Annotated in this window: 18 protein-coding genes; 4 read left to right on the top strand and 14 right to left on the bottom strand. The window is 71.9% G+C overall.

What is annotated here, in order from left to right:
• Positions 1-67: 67 nt before the first annotated feature.
• From ACGF3I_RS04115 to ACGF3I_RS04085, 7 genes are all read right to left on the bottom strand, one after another.
• Complete coding sequence (locus tag ACGF3I_RS04115) at positions 68-1120, bottom strand: NAD-dependent epimerase/dehydratase family protein (protein ID WP_393128960.1); 1053 nt, start codon at positions 1118-1120, stop codon at positions 68-70.
• 104 nt (positions 1121-1224) lie between these two features.
• Positions 1225-1926 carry a lysophospholipid acyltransferase family protein gene (locus tag ACGF3I_RS04110; RefSeq protein ID WP_393129118.1) on the bottom strand — a complete coding sequence of 234 codons (702 nt, stop codon included), beginning with the start codon at positions 1924-1926 and terminating at the stop codon, positions 1225-1227.
• A 157-nt stretch (positions 1927-2083) separates the two neighbouring features.
• Entirely contained in the window at positions 2084-2245 is a 162-nt protein-coding gene (locus ACGF3I_RS04105) for a hypothetical protein (protein WP_393128959.1), read from the bottom strand.
• A 63-nt stretch (positions 2246-2308) separates the two neighbouring features.
• Positions 2309-3265: a cytochrome c oxidase assembly protein gene (locus ACGF3I_RS04100; RefSeq protein WP_393128958.1), complete on the bottom strand. Its 957-nt coding sequence runs from the start codon at positions 3263-3265 to the stop codon at positions 2309-2311.
• 104 nt (positions 3266-3369) lie between these two features.
• Positions 3370-4395 (bottom strand): 6-phosphofructokinase, encoded by a 1026-nt coding sequence (locus tag ACGF3I_RS04095; protein WP_393128957.1) that lies wholly within the window; start codon positions 4393-4395, stop codon positions 3370-3372.
• A gap of 160 nt (positions 4396-4555) precedes the next feature.
• Positions 4556-5284 (bottom strand): type 1 glutamine amidotransferase, encoded by a 729-nt coding sequence (locus tag ACGF3I_RS04090; protein WP_393128956.1) that lies wholly within the window; start codon positions 5282-5284, stop codon positions 4556-4558.
• Positions 5285-5307: 23 nt separating this feature from the next.
• Positions 5308-6555: a MurT ligase domain-containing protein gene (locus ACGF3I_RS04085; RefSeq protein WP_393128955.1), complete on the bottom strand. Its 1248-nt coding sequence runs from the start codon at positions 6553-6555 to the stop codon at positions 5308-5310.
• A gap of 117 nt (positions 6556-6672) precedes the next feature.
• On the opposite strand from ACGF3I_RS04085, the gene def reads away from it, so the two are divergent.
• Positions 6673-7209: a peptide deformylase gene (gene def / locus ACGF3I_RS04080; protein WP_393128954.1), complete on the top strand. Its 537-nt coding sequence runs from the start codon at positions 6673-6675 to the stop codon at positions 7207-7209.
• A 93-nt stretch (positions 7210-7302) separates the two neighbouring features.
• Here the strand turns inward: def and ACGF3I_RS04075 are convergent, their stop codons facing one another.
• Complete coding sequence (locus ACGF3I_RS04075; RefSeq protein ID WP_393128953.1) at positions 7303-7956, bottom strand: TetR family transcriptional regulator; 654 nt, start codon at positions 7954-7956, stop codon at positions 7303-7305.
• 197 nt (positions 7957-8153) lie between these two features.
• Between ACGF3I_RS04075 and ACGF3I_RS04070 the strand changes: the two genes are divergently transcribed.
• A complete protein-coding gene (locus ACGF3I_RS04070; RefSeq protein WP_393128952.1) occupies positions 8154-9383 on the top strand; it encodes an acyl-CoA dehydrogenase family protein in 1230 nt (409 codons plus the stop codon).
• A gap of 84 nt (positions 9384-9467) precedes the next feature.
• Here ACGF3I_RS04070 and ACGF3I_RS04065 read toward each other — a convergent pair whose 3' ends face one another.
• From ACGF3I_RS04065 to ACGF3I_RS04055, 3 genes are read right to left on the bottom strand one after another with little or no spacing between them, the layout of a single operon-like run.
• A complete protein-coding gene (locus ACGF3I_RS04065; RefSeq protein WP_393128951.1) occupies positions 9468-9956 on the bottom strand; it encodes a glutathione peroxidase in 489 nt (162 codons plus the stop codon).
• A 31-nt stretch (positions 9957-9987) separates the two neighbouring features.
• Positions 9988-10869 carry an acyl-CoA thioesterase gene (locus ACGF3I_RS04060; RefSeq protein WP_393128950.1) on the bottom strand — a complete coding sequence of 294 codons (882 nt, stop codon included), beginning with the start codon at positions 10867-10869 and terminating at the stop codon, positions 9988-9990.
• Between the two features lie 50 nt (positions 10870-10919).
• Positions 10920-13493 (bottom strand): DEAD/DEAH box helicase, encoded by a 2574-nt coding sequence (locus ACGF3I_RS04055; RefSeq protein WP_393128949.1) that lies wholly within the window; start codon positions 13491-13493, stop codon positions 10920-10922.
• An 84-nt stretch (positions 13494-13577) separates the two neighbouring features.
• Here ACGF3I_RS04055 and ACGF3I_RS04050 point away from each other — a divergent pair, with 84 nt between their 5' ends.
• Positions 13578-14369 (top strand): metal-dependent hydrolase, encoded by a 792-nt coding sequence (locus ACGF3I_RS04050; protein WP_393128948.1) that lies wholly within the window; start codon positions 13578-13580, stop codon positions 14367-14369.
• Positions 14370-14940: 571 nt separating this feature from the next.
• Here ACGF3I_RS04050 and ACGF3I_RS04045 read toward each other — a convergent pair.
• Positions 14941-16722, bottom strand: a complete 1782-nt coding sequence (locus ACGF3I_RS04045) for an ABC transporter ATP-binding protein (RefSeq protein ID WP_393128947.1) — start codon at positions 16720-16722, stop codon at positions 14941-14943.
• The gene (locus ACGF3I_RS04040; protein WP_393128946.1) at positions 16719-18515 is read right to left on the bottom strand and encodes an ABC transporter transmembrane domain-containing protein; all 1797 of its coding nucleotides are present in this window, start codon (positions 18513-18515) and stop codon (positions 16719-16721) included. Before ACGF3I_RS04040 ends, ACGF3I_RS04045 begins: the two co-directional genes overlap by 4 nt.
• A gap of 160 nt (positions 18516-18675) precedes the next feature.
• Here ACGF3I_RS04040 and ACGF3I_RS04035 point away from each other — a divergent pair, with 160 nt between their 5' ends.
• Positions 18676-20283 carry a peptide-N4-asparagine amidase gene (locus ACGF3I_RS04035; RefSeq protein WP_393128945.1) on the top strand — a complete coding sequence of 536 codons (1608 nt, stop codon included), beginning with the start codon at positions 18676-18678 and terminating at the stop codon, positions 20281-20283.
• A gap of 46 nt (positions 20284-20329) precedes the next feature.
• On the opposite strand, the gene ACGF3I_RS04030 is transcribed toward ACGF3I_RS04035, so the two are convergent.
• On the bottom strand, positions 20330-21775 hold the full coding sequence (locus tag ACGF3I_RS04030; protein ID WP_393128944.1) for a Gfo/Idh/MocA family protein: 1446 nt from the start codon (positions 21773-21775) through the stop codon (positions 20330-20332).
• Positions 21776-21928 lie beyond the last annotated feature (153 nt).

The raw sequence follows: 21928 nt of genomic DNA, 5'->3' as shown, positions 1-21928 counted from the left end.
CGAGGAGAAGGGGCGGCCGGATTCCCGGTCGTCCCTTCTCCCTGTGTGCCGGGCGTCGCCCGTCCCGCTACGCCCCTCGTGCCGCGGCCCGGTCGGCGAGCCAGGCGTCCTCGGCCGCGTAGTCGAACAGGCCCGCGTCCGCATAGGCCCTGGCCATCTTCGGGAACGCCTCGCTCCACTCCCGCCCCGCGAGCCGGTCCGCCAGCCACTCGACCGTCGCCGGCAGGGACTGGACATAGCCCGTCACCGGCCGGTAGCCCAACTCCCGCTCGGCCGCCCTCATGTCGTAGACGACCGGATGCGGGAGCGACCACGGCGTGCTGCCGATCGTGCCGCGCGGTGGGGGCCCGTCCACCAGGACGAGTTCGGAACGCACGCCGAGCACCTCGTCGATCGCCGCGCTGATCTCGGCGACGCTCAAGGACTCGCCGTCCGCCGCGTTGAGCACCCGGTCCCCGGGCCGGCGCGCCGCCAGCCGGATCAGCTCCGCGATGTTGGAGACATGGGCCGTATGGAACCGGCTCTCGCCGCGATGGGCGAGCACCCGCACCGGCCGGCCGTCCAACGCCCGCTTCACGAAGTGCAGTTCGCGCGGACTCTGGCAGTGCGGGCCGTGGATCGCACCCGCCCGCAGCAGCGTGGCGGGGATGGGGGAGTCGAGCAACTCCCGTTCCAGCGCCACCTTCCGTGTGGCGTACGTCGCATCGCCCGGAGCCACGGTGGGCTGGGACTCCGGGATGGGGAGCGGGTAGTGCGGTGACCCGTCGGGCTCGTCCTGGGTGTCGAAACCGCGGCCCCGGTCGTCCTCGTACACGGCGCCGCTGGAGATGACCACCGCCGACCCGATCCGATCGGCGAACCCGGCCAGTTGACGCCCGTGCTCCTTCCCGTACGCCACCATGTCGACCAGGACGTCCACCCCGTCCCCGAGCGCCGCGCCCAGGGCCGCGTCGTCCTCGCGGTCGAGCCGCAGCCGGCGGACGTCCGCCGGCCAGCCGGTGTCCTCGGCCGGGCCTCTCGACACGGCCCGCACCTCCCAGCCGTCCTCGGCGAGGGCGCGCACCGCGGCCCTGCCGATCTGTCCGGTGGCGCCTATGACGAACGCGGTTCCTGTGCTCATGACCGGGACGCTACGCGCGCGCCGATCACGGCGGCCAGCCCGTTTCGCCGTGCGCGGATCCGCTCAGGGCCGAGCGGTGCGGGGAACCTTCCGGGGGCTCGGGCTCAGCGCATGAGGCCCCGGAAGCGCCGTGACTCCTCGGCCTTCACATCGGCCGCGTACCGGTCCACGTACTCCTGGCCCGACAGTTCCATGATCTTGTACATGATCTCGTCGGTGACCGCGCGCAGGATGGCCTTGTCGCCCTCCATGCCCGCGTAGCGGGAGAAGTCGAGCGGCTCGCCGAAGCGGATCGACACCCGCTTGATCTTCGGCAGCGTCTGGCCCGGCGGCTGGATCTCGAAGGTGCCGACCATCGCGCACGGGATCACGGGCGCCCCGGCCTTGAGCGCCATGACCGCGACGCCGACCTTGCCCTTGTACAGCTTGCCGTCGTGCGAGCGGGTGCCCTCCGGGTAGATGCCGAGCAGCTCGTCCCTGGACAGGACGCCGAGTCCCTCGCGGATCGCTGCCTGCCCGGCCTCCTTGCCCGACCGGTCCACCGGGATCTGTCCGACCGCCCGGAAGAACGCGGCGGTCAGCCGCCCTTTGACGCCGGGCCCGGTGAAGTACTCCTGCTTGGCCAGGAAGGTGATGCGCCGCTTGAGCATCGCCGGCATCAAGAAGTGGTCGGAGAAGGAGAGGTGGTTGCCCGCGATGATCGCCGCGCCCTCGTCGGGAACGTACTCGAGGCCTTCAAGTCTCGGACGGAACAGCAGTCTCAACAGGGGCCCGAAGACTGCGAACTTGAGGACGTAATAGAGCACCCGCGAACTCCTCACCATGCAGAAGGGTGGCCAGTGTAGGCGCGGGCCCGGTCCGCTGTAACCACCGTCGACCGGCACGCCGACGCCATGGGCGCGCCCGTGGCGGGTACACCGCCTCCCGGCGAGCCGCCCTGCTCGTGCGGCCTGCGGCGCGGGCTCAGGTGCTGCGTGACACCGCGGCCGTCCCGATCGCGGTGAGGCCGAGCACCACCCAGCCGAACCACAGCCAGCCGCTGCTGCCGAGCGCCACCGTGTAGCCCGTGATCACCACGAGCATCACCAGGGTGAGCACCATCATCGACTTCGTCGCACGGGGCATCGCGTCCCCTTCCTCCCGGCAGGTGCCGTGAGGTCCATCGTCCCCCCGCGACGGGGCGCGGCGCTACTGGCCGCGCGTGTTCAATGAGGCGAGGTAGGCGTTGTAGGCCTGCAGCTCCTTGTCACCGTCGCGCTCGGCGGCCCGGTCGGTGCGGCGCGCCTGGCGCTTCTCGGTGGCGTACCACTGGAAGACGAGGGCGATCAGGACGAGCACCGAGGGGATCTCGCTGAACGCCCAGGCGATGCCGCCGGCCGCCTGCTGGTCGCTCAGGGCGTCGATGCCGAGCGAGGACACCGGGTTCCTGTACGTGCCGATCATGGGCTCGGTCGCCATCATCAGGGCGATGCCGAAGAAGGCGTGGAAGGGCATGCCCGCGAAGAGCTCCAGCATCCGCATCACATAGCCGGGGCGGTGCGGCCCCGGGTCCACGCCCATGATCGGCCAGAAGAAGACCAGGCCGACCGCGAGGAAGTGGACCATCATCGCGATGTGCCCGGTCCGCGACTCCATCAGGAAGTCGAAGATCGGCGTGAAGTAGAGCCCGTACAGGCTCGCGATGAAGAGCGGGATGGTGAACGCCGGGTGCGTGATGATCTTCATGTACCGGCTGTGCAGCAGCATCAGGAGCAGTTCGCGCGGGCCCTTGCGGCCACGGGCGGCGACCGGCAGCGCACGCAGCGCGAGGGTCACCGGCGCGCCGAGCAGCAGCAGGATCGGCGACAGCATGCTGATCACCATGTGCTGCACCATGTGCACGCTGAACATGACCATGCCGTAGTCGTTGAGCTTGGTGCACATGACGAGCCCGATGGTCAGCACACCCACGGTCCAGAAGACCATCCGGCTGACCGGCCAGCTGTCCCCGCGCCGCCTGAGCCGGATCACGCCCCAGGCGTACAGGGCGAGGCCGAGCAGGCACCCGATCAGGAAGAAGGAGTCGGCCGACCACTCCAGGCCCCGCGCCAGCGTGAACGGCGGCAGGTCCATGTTCATGTCCATGCCGTGTCCGCTGTGATCCATCCGCTGACTCCTGATTCGTACCGGTTGTCCCGCACCAGACTAGAACCGCCCCCGGCCGCTGGTGCGGCCGGGGGCGGTTCCTCGCGTGCACAACCGTCCGGAAGCTAGAGGACGCACTCCGCCTCGGCGTACCGCTCGGCCGGGACGGTCTTGAGGGTGGCGGTCGCCTCGGCGAGCGGGACCATGACGATGTCGGTGCCGCGCAGCGCGGTCAGCATCCCGAACTCGCCGCGGTGGGCGGCCTCCACGGCGTGCCAGCCGAAGCGGGTGGCGAGCACCCGGTCGTACGCGGTGGGCGTGCCGCCGCGCTGGACGTGCCCGAGGATGACCGGGCGGGCCTCCTTGTTCAGCCGCTGCTCCAGCTCGATGGAGAGCTGGCGGGCGACGCCGGCGAACCGCTCGTGGCCGTAGACGTCGGTGCCGCCCACGTCGAACTGCATCGAGCCCTCGCGCGGCTTGGCGCCCTCGGCCACGACGACGATCGCGAACTTCTTGCCCGCCGAGAAGCGCCGGCCGACCAGCTCGGTCAGCTCGTCGATGTCGAAGGGGCGCTCGGGGACGACGATGGCGTGCGCGCCGGCCGCCATGCCCGAGTGCAGTGCGATCCAGCCGGTGTGGCGGCCCATGACCTCGACGATCAGCACCCGCTGGTGCGATTCGGCGGTGGTCTTCAGCCGGTCGAGCGCCTCGGTCGCCACGCCCACGGCGGTGTCGAAGCCGAAGGTGACGTCGGTCGAGGCGATGTCGTTGTCGATCGTCTTCGGCACGCCGACGATCGGCAGACCCGCGTCGGACAGCAGGGTCGCGGCCTTGAGGGTGCCTTCGCCGCCGATGGGGATGATCGCGTCGAGGCCCAGCTCGGCGACATGGCCCCTGGCCCGCTCCACGCCGTCGCGCAGATGCGCGGGCTGGACGCGGGAGGAGCCGAGGATGGTGCCGCCGCGGGCGAGGATGCCGCCGACCGCGTCCAGGTCGAGCTTGCGGTAGTCGGCTTCGAGCAGGCCCCTCCAGCCGTCGTGGAAGCCGATGACCTCGTCGCCGTGGTCGACCACCGCACGGTGCACGACGGATCGGATGACGGCGTTCAGGCCGGGGCAGTCGCCGCCGGAGGTGAGCACACCAATTCGCATTGCCCGGAGAACCTTTGCAACGTGGGCCGACGACCGGACCACGTCGTCCGGTTGGATCCCCGTCACCCTACCGGCGCAGGATGACGGGGCCGAATCGGAGGTCCGACTGATGGACGTCGTACGAAGGTACGAAGTGCACCGGGCGGGCCGGGCCGTGCGGCTACGCGGGGGCGGTCGCCGACGCGATGCGCTCGGCGCGCAGCGCCTCGTACCAGCGGTCGTCGGTGGGCGGCAGCGCGTTCACGTCGAGGGCGAGCTTGAGGAGCATGTCCGCGATCTGCGGGTTGCGCGCCAGGACCGGGCCGTGCATGTAGGTGCCGAACACGGTGTCGTTGTACGCGCCCTCCGTGCCGTCGCCCGTGCCGTTGCCCTTGCCCAGGCGCACCCGGGCGAACGGGCGGGCCGTCGGACCGAGGTGGGTGACGCCCTGGTGGTTCTCGAAACCGGTCAGCTGGGGGAGCCCGAGCCGCTCGTCGATGTCACCGAGCACGTCGCCCACGCAGCGCTCGCCCTCGCCGCGGGTCGAGATCACGTCGAGCAGGCCGAGGCCCTCCTGGCGCTCGCCGACGTCGTTGATGAACTCGTGGCCGAGGATCTGGTACCCGGCGCAGACCGAGAAGATGATCGCGCCGTTGGATGCGGCGCGGCTCAGGCCGGTGTCGCGGCGCAGCCGCTCGGCCGCGAGCCGCTGCGGCCGGTCCTCGCCGCCGCCGATGAGGTAGATGTCACCGGACGTCGGGATCGGCTGGTCGCTGCGGACGTCGAGCCGGTGCACGTCCAGGCCGCGCTGGCGGGCCCGGCGCTCCACGACCAGCGCGTTGCCCTGGTCGCCGTAGGTGCTCAGCAGGTCGGGGTAGACCCACACGAGGCGCAGGCTGTTGTCTGCCATCGCTTGCTTGCTCCTTGCTGGGGTCAGTTGCCGACGACGCGGCGGACGTCCTGGAACGCGGTGTAGTTGGCGATCAGCTCGATCCGCCCGGGCGGCGCCAACTGGGCGCATTCCTCCAGGCTTTCGCAGACCCGGAAGTCCAGGTTCGCGACTTCGAGGCGTACCGCCAGGTCCAGCTTGCGGTCGCCGATCACGAAGATCGGGTGGCCGGCGAGCCGGGTGTAGTCGACGTCCCACAGCCAGGAGGTGTCCGTGCCGTCGGCGCCGCGGGCGTTGACGGACAGGACGACCGGGGTCGGCGGCGGGTCGATCAGGGAAAACGTTTCGAGCCAGCCCGCCGGGTTCTTCGCGAGCAGCAGCCGCAGCTCACGGCCCTGGAAGGTGACCACGTCGTAGCGGCCCGCCACCGCCTGCACCTGGTACATGCGCTCCAGGGCGACCTGCGGCGGCACCCCGAACACCGCGGCGACCGCGGCGGAGGTGGCGGCGTTCGCCTTGTTGGCGCGGCCGGGCAGCTGGAGGTGGATCGGCCAGGCCGAGCCGTGCGGGTCGAGGACGTAGTCGCCGTTGAGGACCCAACTGGGCGCCGGGCGGCGGAAACCGCACTCGCCGCAGAACCAGTCGTCGCCGGGGCGCTGCATCACACCGCCGCAGGCGGGGCACGACCAGGCGTCGTCCTTCCACTCCTGGCCGGCCGCCACCCACACCACGTTGGGCGACGAGGACGCCGCCCACACGACCAGCGGGTCGTCCGCGTTGGCGATCACCACGGCCTTGGAACCGGACAGGCCCTCGCGCCACCTCTCGGCGAGCATCCGGGTCTCGGCGGCGCGGTCGAGCTGGTCGCGCGAGAGGTTGAGGAGCGCGATCGCCTTCGGCGTGACATCGCGCGCGACGCCCGCCAGATACTTCTCGTCCACCTCGATCACGCCGTACTTGGCGTCCGAACCGCCCGCGAGCGCCGACGTGATGCCGGCCGGCATGTTGGCGCCGAGCGCGTTCGACACCACGGGGCCGCTGGCCCGCAGTGCCTCGGCGATCAGCCGGGTCGTGGTCGTCTTGCCGTTCGTCGCCGACACCAGGACGACGTCCAGATGAGTGGCGAGCCGCCCGAGCAGATCGGGGTCGAGCTTGAGCGCGACGCGCCCGCCGATCACCGATCCACTGCCCCGGCCCGCCGCGCGCGACACCGCCGCGGCGGCCTTGCCCGCGGTCACCGCCAGCTTGGCTCGCGGTGACAGGGGCCCGGCACCTCCAACGTGTCCTGACATCGTCCTTGATCCTCCTTGCGCCTGGGTCGGGTGTCAGCCTATCGAGATCCGGTCGGCGGCCCGAACCGCGCCACCATCCGGAACGGCTTCCACCCCTTGGAACGTACTCTTGCGGCCATGCGCCACCGTCCCATTCCCGGCAGTTCCGGTTCCGTACGAGAGATGAGTCTCCTCGGCGACCGGGTCCTGCACGCCCCCTGCGAGCCCGTCACCGACTTCGGGCCCGCCCTGCGCCGCCTCGTCGAGGACATGTTCGCCACGATGTACGCGGCCGACGGCGTCGGCCTGGCGGCCAACCAGATCGGGGTGGCCCAGCGGGTGTTCGTGTACGACTGCCCCGACGACGAGGACGTGCGGCACCTCGGGTACGTCGTCAATCCGCGCCTGGTCGAGGCGGACGGAGTGGAGGTGCGCGGGCCCGAAGGCTGCCTCTCCCTGCCGGGGTTGGAGGCGCCGACCGCCCGTTTCGACCGGGCGGTGGTGGAGGGGGTGGACCTCTCCGGCGCGCCGGTGCGGGTCGAGGGCACCGGGTTCTTCGCGCGGTGCCTCCAGCACGAGTGCGATCACCTGGAGGGCACGGTGTACGCCGACCGGGTCACGGGCCGCCACGGACGCCGCCTCCAGCGCGCGATCCGCAGAGCCGGCTGGAGCTGACCTCCCCGGGGCTCCGCCCCCGGCTGCGCGAGGAGCGAGCACGGTCCGCAGCCGGAGTCGTTGCCGCCGGAGGGATCTCGGGCAGGGGCGGGGTCAGAAGCCGGGGCCGCCCACCCGGTCGCCCGCCCCGGCCAGCCGGCCCCACAGCAGGTCGGCCAGTGCCCGCACCAACTCCGTGCGGGAGCAAGGGCGTTCACCCAGCCACCAGTCGCCCGCCGCGTGCATCATGCCGACGATCCCGTGCCCCCACACCCGCGCGAGCACCTCGCCGCCCGGCCCGAGGTCGATCCGCTCGGCGATGACGACACCCAGGTCCTCGCCCATGCGGCGCAGCAGCGGCGCCGAGTGCCGGCCCACGTCGAAGCCCTGCTCGGATTCGGGCGCCGGGCTGTCCTCGGCGGGGTGCATCAGGAACCGGTAGACCTGCGGGCGGGCCTCGATGGCCGCGAGGTAGGTCTCCAGGGTCGCCTCGACCCGCTCGCGCCGCTCGGCCGGCGCGTCGAGCGCGGCCCGCAGCGCGGAGAGCAGGGCGTCGGTGTGGCGCTTGGCGAGCGCGCGGTAGAGGCCGCCCTTGTCGCCGAAGTGCCGGTAGAGGATGGGCTTGGTGATGCCCGCCTCGGCGGCGATCGCGTTCATCGACGCCTGGGGGCCGTCCCGGAGGACCACCCGGTCCGCCGCCTCCAGCAGTTCGCGCCGCCGGCGCTCCGCCGCCGTGCGCTGCCGGCCGCCCTGCTGTGTGGTCTCCATGGGTCTTCTCCCCGCCCGTACTGCGCGTCCCGCACTGTGTCCTGCGTCTTCCGTGGGTTTCCCGGTCTCGGAAGCCTTGCGCAACGTAACACTCCACCCGCACGTGGTGCTGCGGGGCCGGTCGTCGGTTGACAGGTGCTACCCGCCGGTAACAGACTGTGGTTACCGCAAGTAACGCTTGAAGTGGTGGAGGGGACATGGCCGAGTTCACGATGGATCTCAACGACGACCAGAAGCAGGTCCGGGACTGGCTGCACGGCTTCGCCAAGGACGTGATCCGTCCCGCCGCCGCCGAGTGGGACGAGCGCGAGGAGACCCCCTGGCCGGTGATCCAGGAAGCCGCCAAGGTGGGAATCTACTCCCTCGACTTCTACGCGCAGCAGTTCTTCGACCCGACCGGTCTCGGCATCCCGGTCGCCATGGAGGAGCTTTTCTGGGGCGATGCGGGCATCGCGCTCTCCATCGTCGGCACGGGCCTCGCCGCGGTCGGCGTCCTCGCCAACGGCACCGAGGAGCAGATCGGCACCTGGATCCCCCAGATGTACGGCGATGTGAACGACGTCAAGGTCGCCGCCTTCTGCTCCTCCGAGCCGGACGCCGGATCCGACGTCGCCTCGATGCGCACCCGGGCCGTGTACGACGAGGCCAAGGACGAGTGGGTCCTCAACGGCACCAAGACCTGGGCCACCAACGGCGGCATCGCGGCCGTCCACGTCGTCGTCGCGGTGGTCGACCCCGAGCTCGGCTCCAAGGGCCACGCCTCCTTCATCGTGCCGCCGAACACCCCCGGGCTCAGCCAGGGCCAGAAGTTCAAGAAGCACGGCATCCGCGCCTCGCACACCGCCGAGGTCGTCCTGGAGGACGTGCGCGTCCCGGGCAGCTGCCTGCTCGGTGGCAAGGAGAAGCTCGACGAGCGGCTCGCCCGCTCCCGCGAGCGGGCGAAGGCGGGCGGCGGCGAGCGCGTGAAGAACGCCGCGATGGCCACCTTCGAGGCCTCCCGCCCCGCCGTCGGCGCCATGGCGGTCGGCACCGCTCGGGCCGCGTACGACTACGCCCTCGAATACGCCAGGACCCGCGAGCAGTTCGGCCGTCCCATCATCGACAACCAGGGCATCGCCTTCCAGCTCGCCGACATGCGCACCCAGATCGACGCGGCCCGCCTCCTCGTGTGGCGCGCCTCCTGGATGGCGACCACGGGCAAGAAGTTCGAGTCGGCCGAGGGCTCGATGTCCAAGCTGTACGCGAGCGAGACCGCCAAGAAGGTCACCGCCCAGGCGATCCAGATCCTCGGCGGCAACGGCTTCACCCGCGAGTACCCGGTGGAGCGCATGCACAGGGACGCCGCGATCTACACCATTTTCGAGGGCACCAGCGAGATCCAGCGGCTGGTCATCGCCCGCACGCTGTCGGGCATGCCGATCCGCTGACCACGTACGCCACGCGAAGGCGCCCCTCCCTCGGACGAGGAAGGGGCGCCTTCACGTCGGCCCCGCCGGATGCGGCAGGCCGGATCAGGCCGGCAGGTTCGCCTCGATGAGGGCGACGACCTCCGGGGCGTCCGGCTCGGTGCGCGGGCGGATGCGGGCGGCCACCTCGCCCTGCGGGGAGAGCAGGAACTTCTCGAAGTTCCACTGGATGTCGCCGGCCTCGCCGTCCGCGTCCGCTGTCTTCGTCAGCTCCGCGTACAGCGGGTGGCGGCCCTCGCCGTTCACCTCGGTCTTCTCCAGGAGCGGGAAGGTCACGCCGTACGTGGCCGAGCAGAAGGTGCCGATCTCCTCGGCGGTGCCGGGCTCCTGGCCGCCGAACTGGTTGCAGGGCACGCCGAGCACGGTCAGGCCGCGCTCGCCGTACTGCTCCTGGAGTCGTTCGAGGCCCGCGTACTGCGGGGTCAGACCGCACTTGGACGCCACGTTCACCACGAGCACGGCGCGGCCCTTGTAGTCGGCGAGCGAGGTCGGCTCGCCGGTCAGGGTGCGCAGCGGGATGTCGTACAGGCTCATCGGTAACTCCTTCTGGAAAAAGGTGAGTTGATCACTCGGCGGCGGAGGTGAGAGGACGGAAGAGGCCTTCCTGGACCACCGACACCAGCAGTTCGCCCGCACGGTTGTAGATCCGGCCGCGGGCCAGGCCCCGCCCGCCCGTCGAGATCGGGGACTCCTGGTCGTACAGGAACCACTCGTCGGCGCGGAACGGGCGGTGGAACCACATCGCGTGGTCCAGCGAGGCCATGTCGAAGCCGCGCGGCCCCCACAGCGGCTCGACCGGGATGCGCACCGCGTCCAGGAGCGTCATGTCGCTCGCGTACGTCAGCGCGCAGGTGTGCACCAGCGGGTCGTCGCCGAGCGGGCCGACCGCCCGCATCCACACCGCGCTGCGCGGATCCGCGTCCTTGATCTCGCCGGGCGTCCAGCGCAGCCGGTCCACGTAGCGGATGTCGAACGGCTGGCGGCGGGCCATCCGCTCCAGCGCCTCCGGCAGCGCACCCAGGTGCTCGCGGATCTCCTCGGTCACCGTGGGCAGCGACTCCGGCTCGGGGAAGGCCAGGCGCGGCGGGAGCTGGTGCTCGATGCTGCCGGGCTCCGGGCGGTGGAAGGACGCGGTCAGGGTGAAGATGGTGCGGCCCTGCTGGACCGCGGTGACCCGCCGCGTGGTGAACGAGCGCCCGTCACGGACCCGCTCCACCTGGTAGACGATCGGCACGCCGGGACGGCCCGGACGCAGGAAGTACGCGTGCAGCGAGTGCACCGGGCGCTCGCCGTCCGTCGTGCGCCCGGCCGCGACCAGGGCCTGGCCGGCGACCTGCCCGCCGAAGACCCGCTGGAGGGACTCCTCGGGGCTGCGGCCGCGGAAGATGTTGACCTCGATCTGCTCCAGGTCGAGCAGGTCGACGAGTCTCTCCGCCGGGTTGGTCATGTCGTCGCGGTCCTCTCGGAACAGGGGGAGCGGGGGGCGGGGGAGCGGGGTCAGAGCTCGCCGACGGCGGTCACGCGCAGCACCGCGCGGCCCTCTTCGTCGGAGGCCGCCAGATCGACCTCCGCGCTGATGCCCCAGCCATGGTCGCCGTTCGGATCGGCGAACGTCTGGCGGACGCGCCACAGGCCGTGCGCCGCGTCCTCCTCGATCGAGAGGAGCTTGGGGCCGCGCGCGTCCGGGCCGGTGCCGAGGTCGTCGTACTCGTCCCAGTACGTGTCCATCGCCTCGCCCCACGCGTCCGCGTCCCAGCCGGACTCCCCGTCCAGCTCGCCCAGCGCCGTGAGGTTGTCCAGGGCCGCCAGCTCCACCCGGCGGAACATCGCGTTGCGCACCAGTACGCGGAAGGCCCGGGCGTTGGCCGTGACCGGCTTGACCTCGTCGGCCTTCTCCTGCGCCTCCTCGGCGGTCTGCACCTCGGGGTTGGCGAGCTGCTCCCACTCGTCGAGGAGCGAGGAGTCCACCTGGCGCACCATCTCGCCGAGCCAGGCGATCAGGTCTTCGAGGTCCTCGGTCTTCAGGTCGTCCGGGATGGTGTGGTCGAGCGCCTTGTACGCGCTCGCCAGATAGCGCAGGACGATGCCCTCGGTACGGGCCAGCTCGTACCAGGACGTGAACTCCGTGAAGGTGAGCGCCCGTTCGTACATGTCGCGGATGACGGACTTCGGCGACACCGGGTGGTCGCCGACCCAGGGGTGCGACTTCTTGTAGACGTTGTACGCGTGCCACAGGAGCTCTTCGAGGGGCTTGGGGTACGAGATCTCCTGGAGCCGCTCCATCCGCTCCTCGTACTCGACGCCGTCCGCCTTCATCCGCCCGACGGCCTCGCCGCGCGCCTTGTTCTGCATCGCGGCGAGGATCTGGCGCGGATCGTCGAGCGTCGACTCGACGACCGAGACCATGTCGAGCGCGTACGACGGCGACTCCGGGTCGAGCAGGTCGAAGGCCGCGAGGGCGAACGTCGACAGGGGCTGGTTCAGCGCGAAGTCCTGCTGGAGGTCGACGGTGAGCCGGATCGTGCGGCCCTCCGCGTCCGGGGTGTCCAGCTGCTCCACCACTCCGCCGTCGAGCAGGGAGCGGTAGATCGCGATGGCCCGCCGGATGTGCCGCAGCTGCGCCTTGCGCGGCTCGTGGTTGTCCTCCAGGAGGTGGCGCATCGCCTCGAAGGCGTTGCCCGGGCGGGCGATCACCGAGAGCAGCATGATGTTGGTGACCCGGAAGCGCGAGGTCAGCGGCTCGGGCTCGGAGCCGATCAGCTTCTCGAAGGTGGTGTCCGACCACGCCACGAAGCCCTCGGGCGCCTTCTTGCGGACCACCTTGCGGCGCTTCTTCGGGTCGTCGCCCGCCTTGGCGAGCGCCTTCTCGTTCTCGATGACGTGCTCGGGCGCCTGCGCGACGACATAGCCGGCCGTATCGAAGCCGGCCCGGCCCGCGCGGCCTGCGATCTGGTGGAACTCGCGGGCCCGCAGGGTGCGCACGCGGGTGCCGTCGTACTTGGTGAGCGCGGTGAACAGGACTGTGCGGATGGGCACGTTGACGCCGACGCCGAGGGTGTCGGTGCCGCAGATGACCTTCAACAGGCCCGCCTGCGCCAGCTTTTCGACCAGACGGCGGTACTTGGGCAGCATCCCCGCGTGGTGCACGCCGATGCCGTGCCGGACGTAACGCGACAGGTTCTGGCCGAACTTGGTGGTGAAGCGGAAGCTGCCGATCAGGTCGGCGATCTTGTCCTTCTCCTCGCGCGTGCACATGTTGATCGACATCAGCGACTGCGCCCGCTCGACCGCCTGCGCCTGGGTGAAGTGCACGATGTAGACGGGGGCCTGCCGGGTTTCGAGCAGCTCGGTCAGCGTCTCGGTGATCGGCGTCGTCACGTACTCGTACGACAGCGGCACGGGCCGGGTCGCCGAGCGGACGACGGTGGTCTCGCGGCCGGTGCGGCGGGTCAGGTCCTTCTCGAACATCGAGACGTCGCCGAGGGTGGCGGACATCAGGACGAACTGGGCCTGCGGGAGCTCCAGGATCGGGATCTGCCACGCCCAGCCGCGGTCGGCCTCGGCGTAGAAGTGGAACTCGTCCATCACGACCTGGCCGACGTCCGCGTGCTTGCCGTCGCGCAGCGCGATCGAGGCGAGGACCTCGGCGGTGCAGCAGATGACCGGCGCGTCCGCGTTGACGGAGGCGTCACCGGTCAGCATGCCGACGTTCTCGGTGCCGAAGAGCTTGCACAGGTCGAAGAACTTCTCCGAGACCAGGGCCTTGATCGGCGCGGTGTAGAAGGTCACCTCGTCCCGCGCGAGCGCGGCAAAGTGCGCACCCGCCGCCACCAGGCTCTTTCCCGAGCCGGTGGGGGTGGACAGGATGACGTTCGCCCCCGACACGACCTCGATCAGCGCCTCCTCCTGGGCCGGGTACAGGTTGATGCCCTGGCCCTCGGCCCAGGTCGAGAAGGCTTCGAAAAGGGCATCGGGGTCGGCACTCGGCGGCAGCTGATCGATAAGGGTCACGCCCCCATCTTGCCTGGCTCGGCACCGGAAGCGGGAACCGGCCGCCGAAGCGAAGATCATCGCAGGTAGGCTGCCCCGGCGGCCCGTCTGCGGACGGGGCGTCAACTGGGCGCGAGAGCACGAGGAATGGGGCGGGGCACGGCCATGATGGGACCAGCTCACTCACTGTCGGGAGCCGCGGCCTGGCTCGGCGTGGGCGCGGCCGCGGCCGCCGCCGGGCACGCGATGCCGTGGCCGGTGCTCGCGGTGGGGGCCCTGATCACCGCCGGTGCGGCCCTCGCCCCCGACCTCGACCACAAGTCCGCGACCATCTCGCGCGCCTTCGGGCCGATCTCGCGGGGTCTGTGCGGCATCGTCGACGAGCTGTCGCACGCGGTCTACAAGGCGACCCGGGGTCCCGGTGACCCCCGCCGCAACGGCGGTCACCGCACGCTCACGCACACCTGGCTGTGGGCCGTCCTGATCGGCGCGGGGGCCTCGGCGGCGGCGGTGTTCGGCGGGCGCTGGGCGGTGCTCGGCATCCTCTTCGTGCATCTGGTCCTCGCGGTGGAGGGCCTGCTGTGGCGGGCCGCCCGCGTCTCCAGCGACGTCCTGGTGTGGTTGCTCGGCGCGACCAGCGCGTGGATCCTGGCGGGCGTCCTGGACAAGCCGGGCAACGGCTCCGACTGGCTGTTCTCGGGGCCCGGCCAGGAGTACCTGTGGCTCGGCCTGCCGATCGTCCTCGGCGCGCTGGTCCACGACATCGGGGACGCGCTGACGGTCTCGGGGTGCCCGATCCTGTGGCCCATTCCGGTGGGGCGCAAGCGGTGGCATCCCGTGGGGCCGCCCAAGGGGATGCGGTTCCGGGCGGGGAGCTGGGTGGAGCTGAAGGTGTTGATGCCGGTGTTCATGGTGCTGGGTGGGGTGGGGGCGGCGGGGGCCCTGAACTTCATCTGACCCCGCCCCGCCCCTTCCCTAAACCCTCCGGGGGGATGGGTGCGTCGCGGGTGCGGGTGCGGGTGCGGGTGCGGGTGCGGGTGGGGGTGCGTCTGCGTTTGCGTCTGCGGATCGTGCGTGGCCGGGCGCGCAGTTCCCCGCGCCCCTGGGGAGCGGGCGTGGCCTGTGCGTCTGCATGCGGTACGTGGCCGACCGCGCAGTTCCCCGCGCCCCTGAGCCGCCCGCCGAAGCGACTCCGCAAGGCGCGGCCCCCTGGGGGCGCGAGGGCCTGCGCGCTCAGTTACGCACGACTCGCGGCCGGGCGAGGCGTGTGGGGCCGGCCCCGTCGGCGCTGCGGGCGCAGGGTTGCCTGGAGGGGCGCGGGGAACTGCGCGCTCAGCCACGCACGGTCCGCGGTCGGACGAGGGGTGTGGGCCGGGCCCGTCGGCGCTGCCGGCGCAGGGTTGCCTGGAGGGGCGCGGGGAACTGCGCGACCAGCCACGCACGGTCCGCGGCCGGATGACGGTCGGGGCCCCCGGGCCCGGGCGGGGGGCGCGTCCCGCACCGGGGTGGCGGCCCCGCGCCGCAGGGGCTAGCCGTGCCAGGAGTGCCACAGGGACGCGTACGCCCCGCCCGCAGCCACGAGCTCGTCATGGCTGCCCAGCTCCACGATCCGCCCCCGCTCCACCACCGCGATGACGTCCGCGTCGTGCGCGGTGTGCAGGCGGTGGGCGATCGCCACCACCGTGCGCCCGTCCAGGACCCGGGCCAGCGAGCGTTCCAGATGGCGGGCCGCGCGCGGGTCGAGGAGCGAGGTCGCCTCGTCCAGGACCAGCGTGTGCGGGTCCGCCAGGACCAGCCGGGCCAGCGCGATCTGCTGGGCCTGGGCCGGGGTGAGGGACAGCCCGCCCGAGCCGACCTCCGTATCGAGCCCCTCGTCCAGCCCCCGCGCCCACCCGTCCGCGTCGACCGCCCCGAGGGCCGCCCACAGCTCGGCGTCCCGCGCCCCCGTACGGGCGAGCAGCAGGTTGTCGCGCAGCGAGCCCACGAACACGTGGTGCTCCTGATTGACCAGCGCCACGTGCTCGCGCACCCGCTCGGCCGGCATCCGCGACAGCTCGGCCGCGCCGAGCGTGACCCGCCCCGCGCGCGGCGCGTAGATCCCGGCGAGCAGCCGCCCCAGGGTCGACTTGCCTGCCCCCGAGGGGCCGACCAGGGCGACCCGGGAGCCCGGCGCCACCGAGAGCGTGACGTCGTGCAGGACGTCCACGCCCTCGCGGTAGCCGAAGCGGACGCCGTCCGCCTCGACGTGCCGCCCCTTCGGACGGGCCTCCGCGTCCCCCGCCGCCGGCTCGATGTCCCGCACGCCGACCAGGCGCCCGATCGACACCTGGGCCACCTGCAGCTCGTCGTACCAGCGCAGGATCAGCCCCACCGGCTCCACCAGCATCTGTGCCAGCAGCGCGCCCGTGGTGAGCTGCCCGACGCTCATCCAGCCCTTGAGCACGAACACCCCGCCGATGGTCAGCACCGACACCATGATCAGCATGTGCGTGACGCTGACCACCGGGAACAGCACCGAGCGCAGGAACAGGGTGTACCGCTCCCAGGCCGTCCACTCCTCGACCCGCCGGTCCGACAGGGCGATGCGGCGCGCACCCAGGCGGTGCGCCTCCACGGTGCGCCCCGCGTCGACGGTCTCGGTCAGGGCCGAGGCGACCGCCGCGTACCCGGCCGCCTCCGAGCGGTAGGCCGAGGGCGCCCTGCGGAAGTACCAGCGACAGCCCACCACCAGGACGGGCAGCGCGATCAGGACCGCGAGGGCCAGCGGCGGGGCCGTGACGCCGATCGCGCCGAGCAGCAGCAACGCCCACACGACGCCGATCGCCAGCTGCGGCACCGCCTCGCGCATCGCGTTGGCCAGGCGGTCGATGTCCGTGGTGATCCGGGACAGCAGATCGCCGGTCCCGGCCCGCTCCAGGACGCTCGGCGGTAGCCCCACCGACCGCACCAGGAAGTCCTCGCGCAGATCCGCCAGCATCTCCTCGCCGAGCATCCCGCCGCGCAGCCGCACCGTCCGTACGAACACCGTCTGCACGGCGAGCGCCACCGCGAACAGGGCCGCCACCCAACCCAGTTGAAGATCGCGCGAGCCCGACGACAGGTCCTCGACGACGCCGCCCAGGAGGTACGGGCCGACCATCGACGCGATCACGGCGACGGCGTTGGTGGCGACCAGGACCGTGAACGCGCGGCGGTGGCGCCGCAGGAGCTCGCGCACATACGCGCGGACCGTCGCCGGAGTGCCCACCGGCAGGGTGGTGGCCGACTGCGGGGCCGCCGGGTCGTACGCGGGTACCGCCACGCCCCTCATGCCGATTCCTCCACCTTCTGCATCGTCTTGGACTCCTCGTCGGTCTCCCGCGTGACCACCGCGCGGTAGCGGGCGTCGGTGTGCAGCAGTTCGCGGTGGACGCCCACCGATGCCACCTCGCCCTCGTGCACGAACACGATCCGCTCGGCCAGGTCGAGCAGGAGCGGCGACGACGTGAACACGACCGTCGTGCGCCCCGCCCGCACCCTCTTGATGCCCTCGGCGACCCGGGCCTCGGTGTGCGAGTCGACCGCCGAGGTCGGCTCGTCGAGCACCAGCACCTCGGGGTCGGTCACCAACGACCGTGCCAGGGCGAGGCGTTGACGCTGGCCGCCCGACAGGGAGCGGCCCCGCTCCGTGATGCGCGTGTCCATCGGGTCCCCGCCCGGGTCGGCCGAGGCCTGGGCCAGCGCCTCCAGTACGTCCTCGCACCGCGCCGCCGCCAGCGCGTCCACCGCGTCGACCTGTCGCGAGGACGGCACGTCGAGCAGTTCGCGCAGCGTGCCCGAGAGCAGCACCGGGTCCTTGTCCTGCACCAGGACCGCGGTACGGGCCAGCTCCAGGGGCAGCTCGTCGAGAGCGGTCCCGCCGAGCAGCACCGAGGGCTGCCCGCCGGCGTCCGGGGCGTGGCCGCCGAGCCGGTCCGCGAGCCGTCCGGCCGCGTCCGGGTCGCCGCACACCACGGCCGTGAACCGGCCCTCGGGCGCGAGCAGTCCGGTCGCCGGGTCGTACAGGTCTCCGGTCGGATCCGCGTGTGGCCCGGACGGCACCCCCGTGTCCGTCCCGGCCGGGTCGGTGACCCGCTGGAGCGCGAGCACCCGCGCCGCCCGCTTCGCGGAGGGCCGCGAGAACGAGTACGCCATGGCGATCTCCTCGAAGTGCTGCAGCGGGAAGAGCATGAGCGTCACCGCGCTGTACACCGTGACCAGTTCGCCCACCGAGACGCGTCCCGCGAGCGCCAGACGCGCGCCGTACAGGACGACCGTGATGAGCAGCAGACCGGGCAGCAGCACCTGGACCGCGGAGATCAGCGACCACATGCGGGCGCTGCGCACCGCGGCCCTGCGGACCTCCTGCGAGGCCTCGCGGTAGCGGCCCAGGAACAGCTCCTCGCCGCCGATGCCCCGCAGCACGCGCAGCCCGGCGACCGTGTCGGACGCCAACTCCGTTGCCCGGCCCGCCTTTTCGCGCTGGACGTCCGCGCGCCGGGTGGCGCGGGGCAGCAACGGCAGGACGGCCAGGGCGAGTACGGGAACGCCGATCGCGACCACGATGCCGAGCGCGGGCTGGTAGACCAGCAGTCCGACGCAGATGATGAGGAGTGCGGCGGCGGCCGCGGCGAAGCGCGACAGCGCCTCCACGAACCATCCGATCTTCTCCACGTCACCCGTGGAGACCGCGACCACCTCGCCCGCCGCGACCCGGCGCGTGAGCGCGGAGCCGAGCTCGGCCGTCTTGCGCGCGAGCAGTTGCTGCACCCGGGCGGCGGCCGTGATCCAGTTGGTGACCGCGGTGCGGTGCAGCATCATGTCGCCGACCGCGATGGCGATGCCCAGCAGCACGTTCAGGCCCGCGGCGAGCGCGAGCCTGCCGCCCGAGCGGTCGACCGCGGCCTGGACGGCGAAGCCGACGGTCAGGGGCAGTCCGGCGATGCCGCACTGCTGGAGCAACCCCCAGCCCAGGGCCTTGAGCTGGCCGCCGAGCTGGTTGCGGCCCAGCCAGTAGAGGAAACGAGGACCCGAGCGGACGTCCGGTTCGCCTGGATCCGTGTAGGGAAGATCGCGAATCTGCATGGCGTCCGGAAGTCCTTGCATCGAGGGGTGGAAGCCGTGTCAGGTTCGCTCGTCCGGCCCGCGGATTTCAATCGATTTTTCCGCGTTGGGGCCCGGAATCCGCCAGGGCGGCGCGACCGGGTCTGGCGCCCGGACCGCGCCCGCGCTTCACTCTCCACCCATGAGACGACGAAGGATCATGTCCATGCTCGGCGGCCTCACCCTGGCCGCGGGACTGGTGCTCGGCGCGGGCCCGGCCGCCGCCGCCGACGGCCCGCCCGCCGAGTTCGGCACCGACTGGCACGACCCGCTGACCGCGGCGCCGCCGGTCGCCGTGCCCCACACGAAGTCCTGCCACGTCACCCTGGCGGACGCCCAGTTCCGCGACTACACGCCGTACCGGGGGACCTACACGCCCCCCACGGGCTGCGGCGACCGGTGGAGCAAGGTGGTGCTGCGCCTGGACGGCAAGGTCAAGGGCCGGCAGTACGACCGCCTCGGCTACCTGCACGTGGGCGGCGCCGAGGTGTTGCGGACCTCGACCCCGGAACCCTCGGTGGACGGCATTGCCTGGAACGTCGAGAAGGACGTCACGCGCTACAGCGCCACCCTCCGGTCCGCCCAGCCCGTCGAGATGCTCATCGGCAACACCGTCGACGACACCTACACCGGGGTCATCGACGTCCACGTCACCCTCACCTTCTACGCCGCCGACGCGCACACCGCGCCCGCCGCGACGCCCGACACGGTGCTGGCCCTCGACACCCCGCAGGTGACCACCCCGCGCAACGCCGAACGCGTCGTCGCCGAGGTGTACGCGACCGGTTCGGGCGGCGGCTGCGAGGAGTTCTGGTACCTCGCCGCCCCCGACCCCGCCCCGTACTCCTGCAAGGCGCAGGCCGGCCCCAACCGCGAGGTGCAGCTCAGGGTCGACGGCAGGCTCGCGGGCATAGCGGCGCCGTTCCCCACCGTATGGACGGGCGGCTGGTCCAACCCCTTCCTCTGGTACGTGATCCCCGCCCCGCGCGCCTTCGACGTGAAGCCCGTCGAGTACGACCTGACGCCGTACGCGGCCCTGCTCAACGACGGCCGCCCGCACCGTGTGGAGGTGTCGGTCACCGGAGTCCCGGCCGGGCAGGCCGGCTGGTCCACCCCCACGAATCTGCTGATCTGGCAGGACAAGGGGAGCAAGGTCGTCACCGGCGGACTCACCCGGCAGGAGGAGACGACGCCCGTCAACTCGGCCGTGTACAAGCCGGGTTCACCGGAACTGCGGCTCGACGCCAGGAGCGGCCACCGGCTGACCACCTCCGGATACCTCGACACCTCGCACGGCCGCGTGACCACCACGGTGGTCCGCTCGGTCTCGGCCGAGTCCGTGCACCGCTGGACCGAGGGCGAGAACACCGATGCCCTGAAGGGGAGTTGGCACGACGACCAGAGCGTGACGACCTCCGGCCGCGGTCCCGCGGTGACCGTCCGGGACAAACGTACGTACACCATGGACGGCACCACGACCATCGCCGCGGACGGCCGGCTGCGCACCGCCATCACCCTCGGCGACCTGGCGGACTCCCTCACTCTGCGCGGCGCCCGCCCCACCGCGTTCTCGCACCTCGACGACACCTATCGCGGCGACGCCTCGTGGACCATGAACGTGCCGCGCGACCAGCGCCACGCGGTCGGCACCTCGGCCGAGCGCTACCGCAGCTACGGCTCCGACGGCTGTTACGACCGGAGCCTGAAGACCGCCCAGGGCGCCCTCACCGAAGACGTCCGGCGCTGCTGAACCGGCGGCGCCCCCGGCCCCGTCGCGGGCCGGGGGCACCGCGGGCTCATGCCTCGGCGGGCTTCTCCGAGTCCATGCCGGGACGGGGCCGCCGCCATTCACCCCGGGTGAAGTCGGGGATCTGCTGCGGCAGACCGCCCTGTCTGACCGAGAGATGGCTCAGCGGCACCGGGGACGTCCAGGTCGCCGCGTCGTAGACGTCGAAGTCCGGCACCAGACCCAGCCGCATGCACTGCATGAGGCGGAACACCAGCATGTAGTCCATCCCGCCGTGGCCGCCCGGCGGGTCGGCGTGCTCCTTCCACAGCCAGTGGTCCCACTCGGCGTACCGCGAGAAGTCGCCCCACTCGTCGTTCTTGTGGTCCGGCTCGATGTAGATCCGCTCGGGATAGTCCTCGAACACGCCCTTGGTGCCGCCGAGGCTGTTGATCCGGCTGTAGGGGTGGGGCGTCGAGACGTCGTGCTCCAGGCGGATCACCCGCCCCCTGGCCGTCCGGACCAGACTGGTCGTGCGGTCGCTCCCGATGTACGACTCCTTCCAACTCGGGTCGTCGGCGGGCATGTTGGCGGCCCGGTACTGGGCGAGCCCCAGCGAGGGGGTGCCCATGCTGACGATGCTCACCGCCCGGTCGCCGCGGTTGAGGTCCAGGTAGTTGGCGACCGGCCCGAACCCGTGGTTGGGATACAGGTCGCCGCGCAGCCGGGTGTGCCAGAGGCGGCGCCAGGGGCCCTCGTAGTAGGCGGGGTCGAACATCAGGGCGCGCAGATCGTGCAGATACGCGCCCGCGGCGTGCAGCAGATCTCCGAACTTGCCGGCGTGCGCCATGCGCAGGACGCGCATCTCGTTGCGCCCGTAGCAGCAGTTCTCCAGCTGCATGCAGTGCCGGCGGGTCCGCTCGGAGAGGTCGACCAGGGCCCACAGCTGGTCGAGTTGGAGAGCGATCGGACACTCCACGCCGACGTGGACCCCGTTGCGGAGCGCCGATGCGGCGATCTCGAAGTGGGAGTCCCAGGGCGTCGCCACATGGGCGAAGTCGATGTCGCCGCGCCGCAGGAGCTGCTCGTAGTCGTGGTCGCCGTGGACGTAGAGGGCCGGTGCGGGCTGTCCGGCCGCGGTCACCTTGGCGGCGGCCTTCTCCGCCTTCGCCCGCACCGGGTCACACAGGGCCACCACCTTGACGCCCGGCACGGCGAGGTACAGGTCGATCATGGCGCCGCCGCGGTTGCCGAGGCCGATCAGCGCGACCCGTACCGCCGAGCGCCGCTGGAAGGGCACCCCGATCATGGTGTCGCCGCGGCGCGGGGGCTCCTGGGGCGCCGTCCGGTCCGCGGCCGGGCCGGCCGCTGTCGTCGCGGCCGGATCCACCGCGTGCTCCGCGGCCTCGGCCGGGCCGCCGAACGCTCCGAGCCCGAGCCCGGCCCCGGCGGCTCCCGCGGTCCACAGGAGGGAGCGCCGGGTGGGGTCGTGGTGCTCCGGTACTGCGTCGTTCATCGAGCCTCCTGGTGATCGACAGGAATTCCACGGGCTGACGTTTTGCGCGACCTTTGCTGAACCCAGGTAGCGACCTTGAAGGAAGGCCGCCGGGCGCGCAAGAGCCCCGCCGGTCTCTTGATACCGGCCCGTGGAGGCTTGATGACGATGTGT

The organism is Streptomyces sp. NPDC048111 (genome assembly GCF_043202815.1).
Classification (GTDB): Bacteria; Actinomycetota; Actinomycetes; order Streptomycetales; family Streptomycetaceae; genus Streptomyces.
This window is presented reverse-complemented; position numbering and strand designations above follow the sequence as displayed.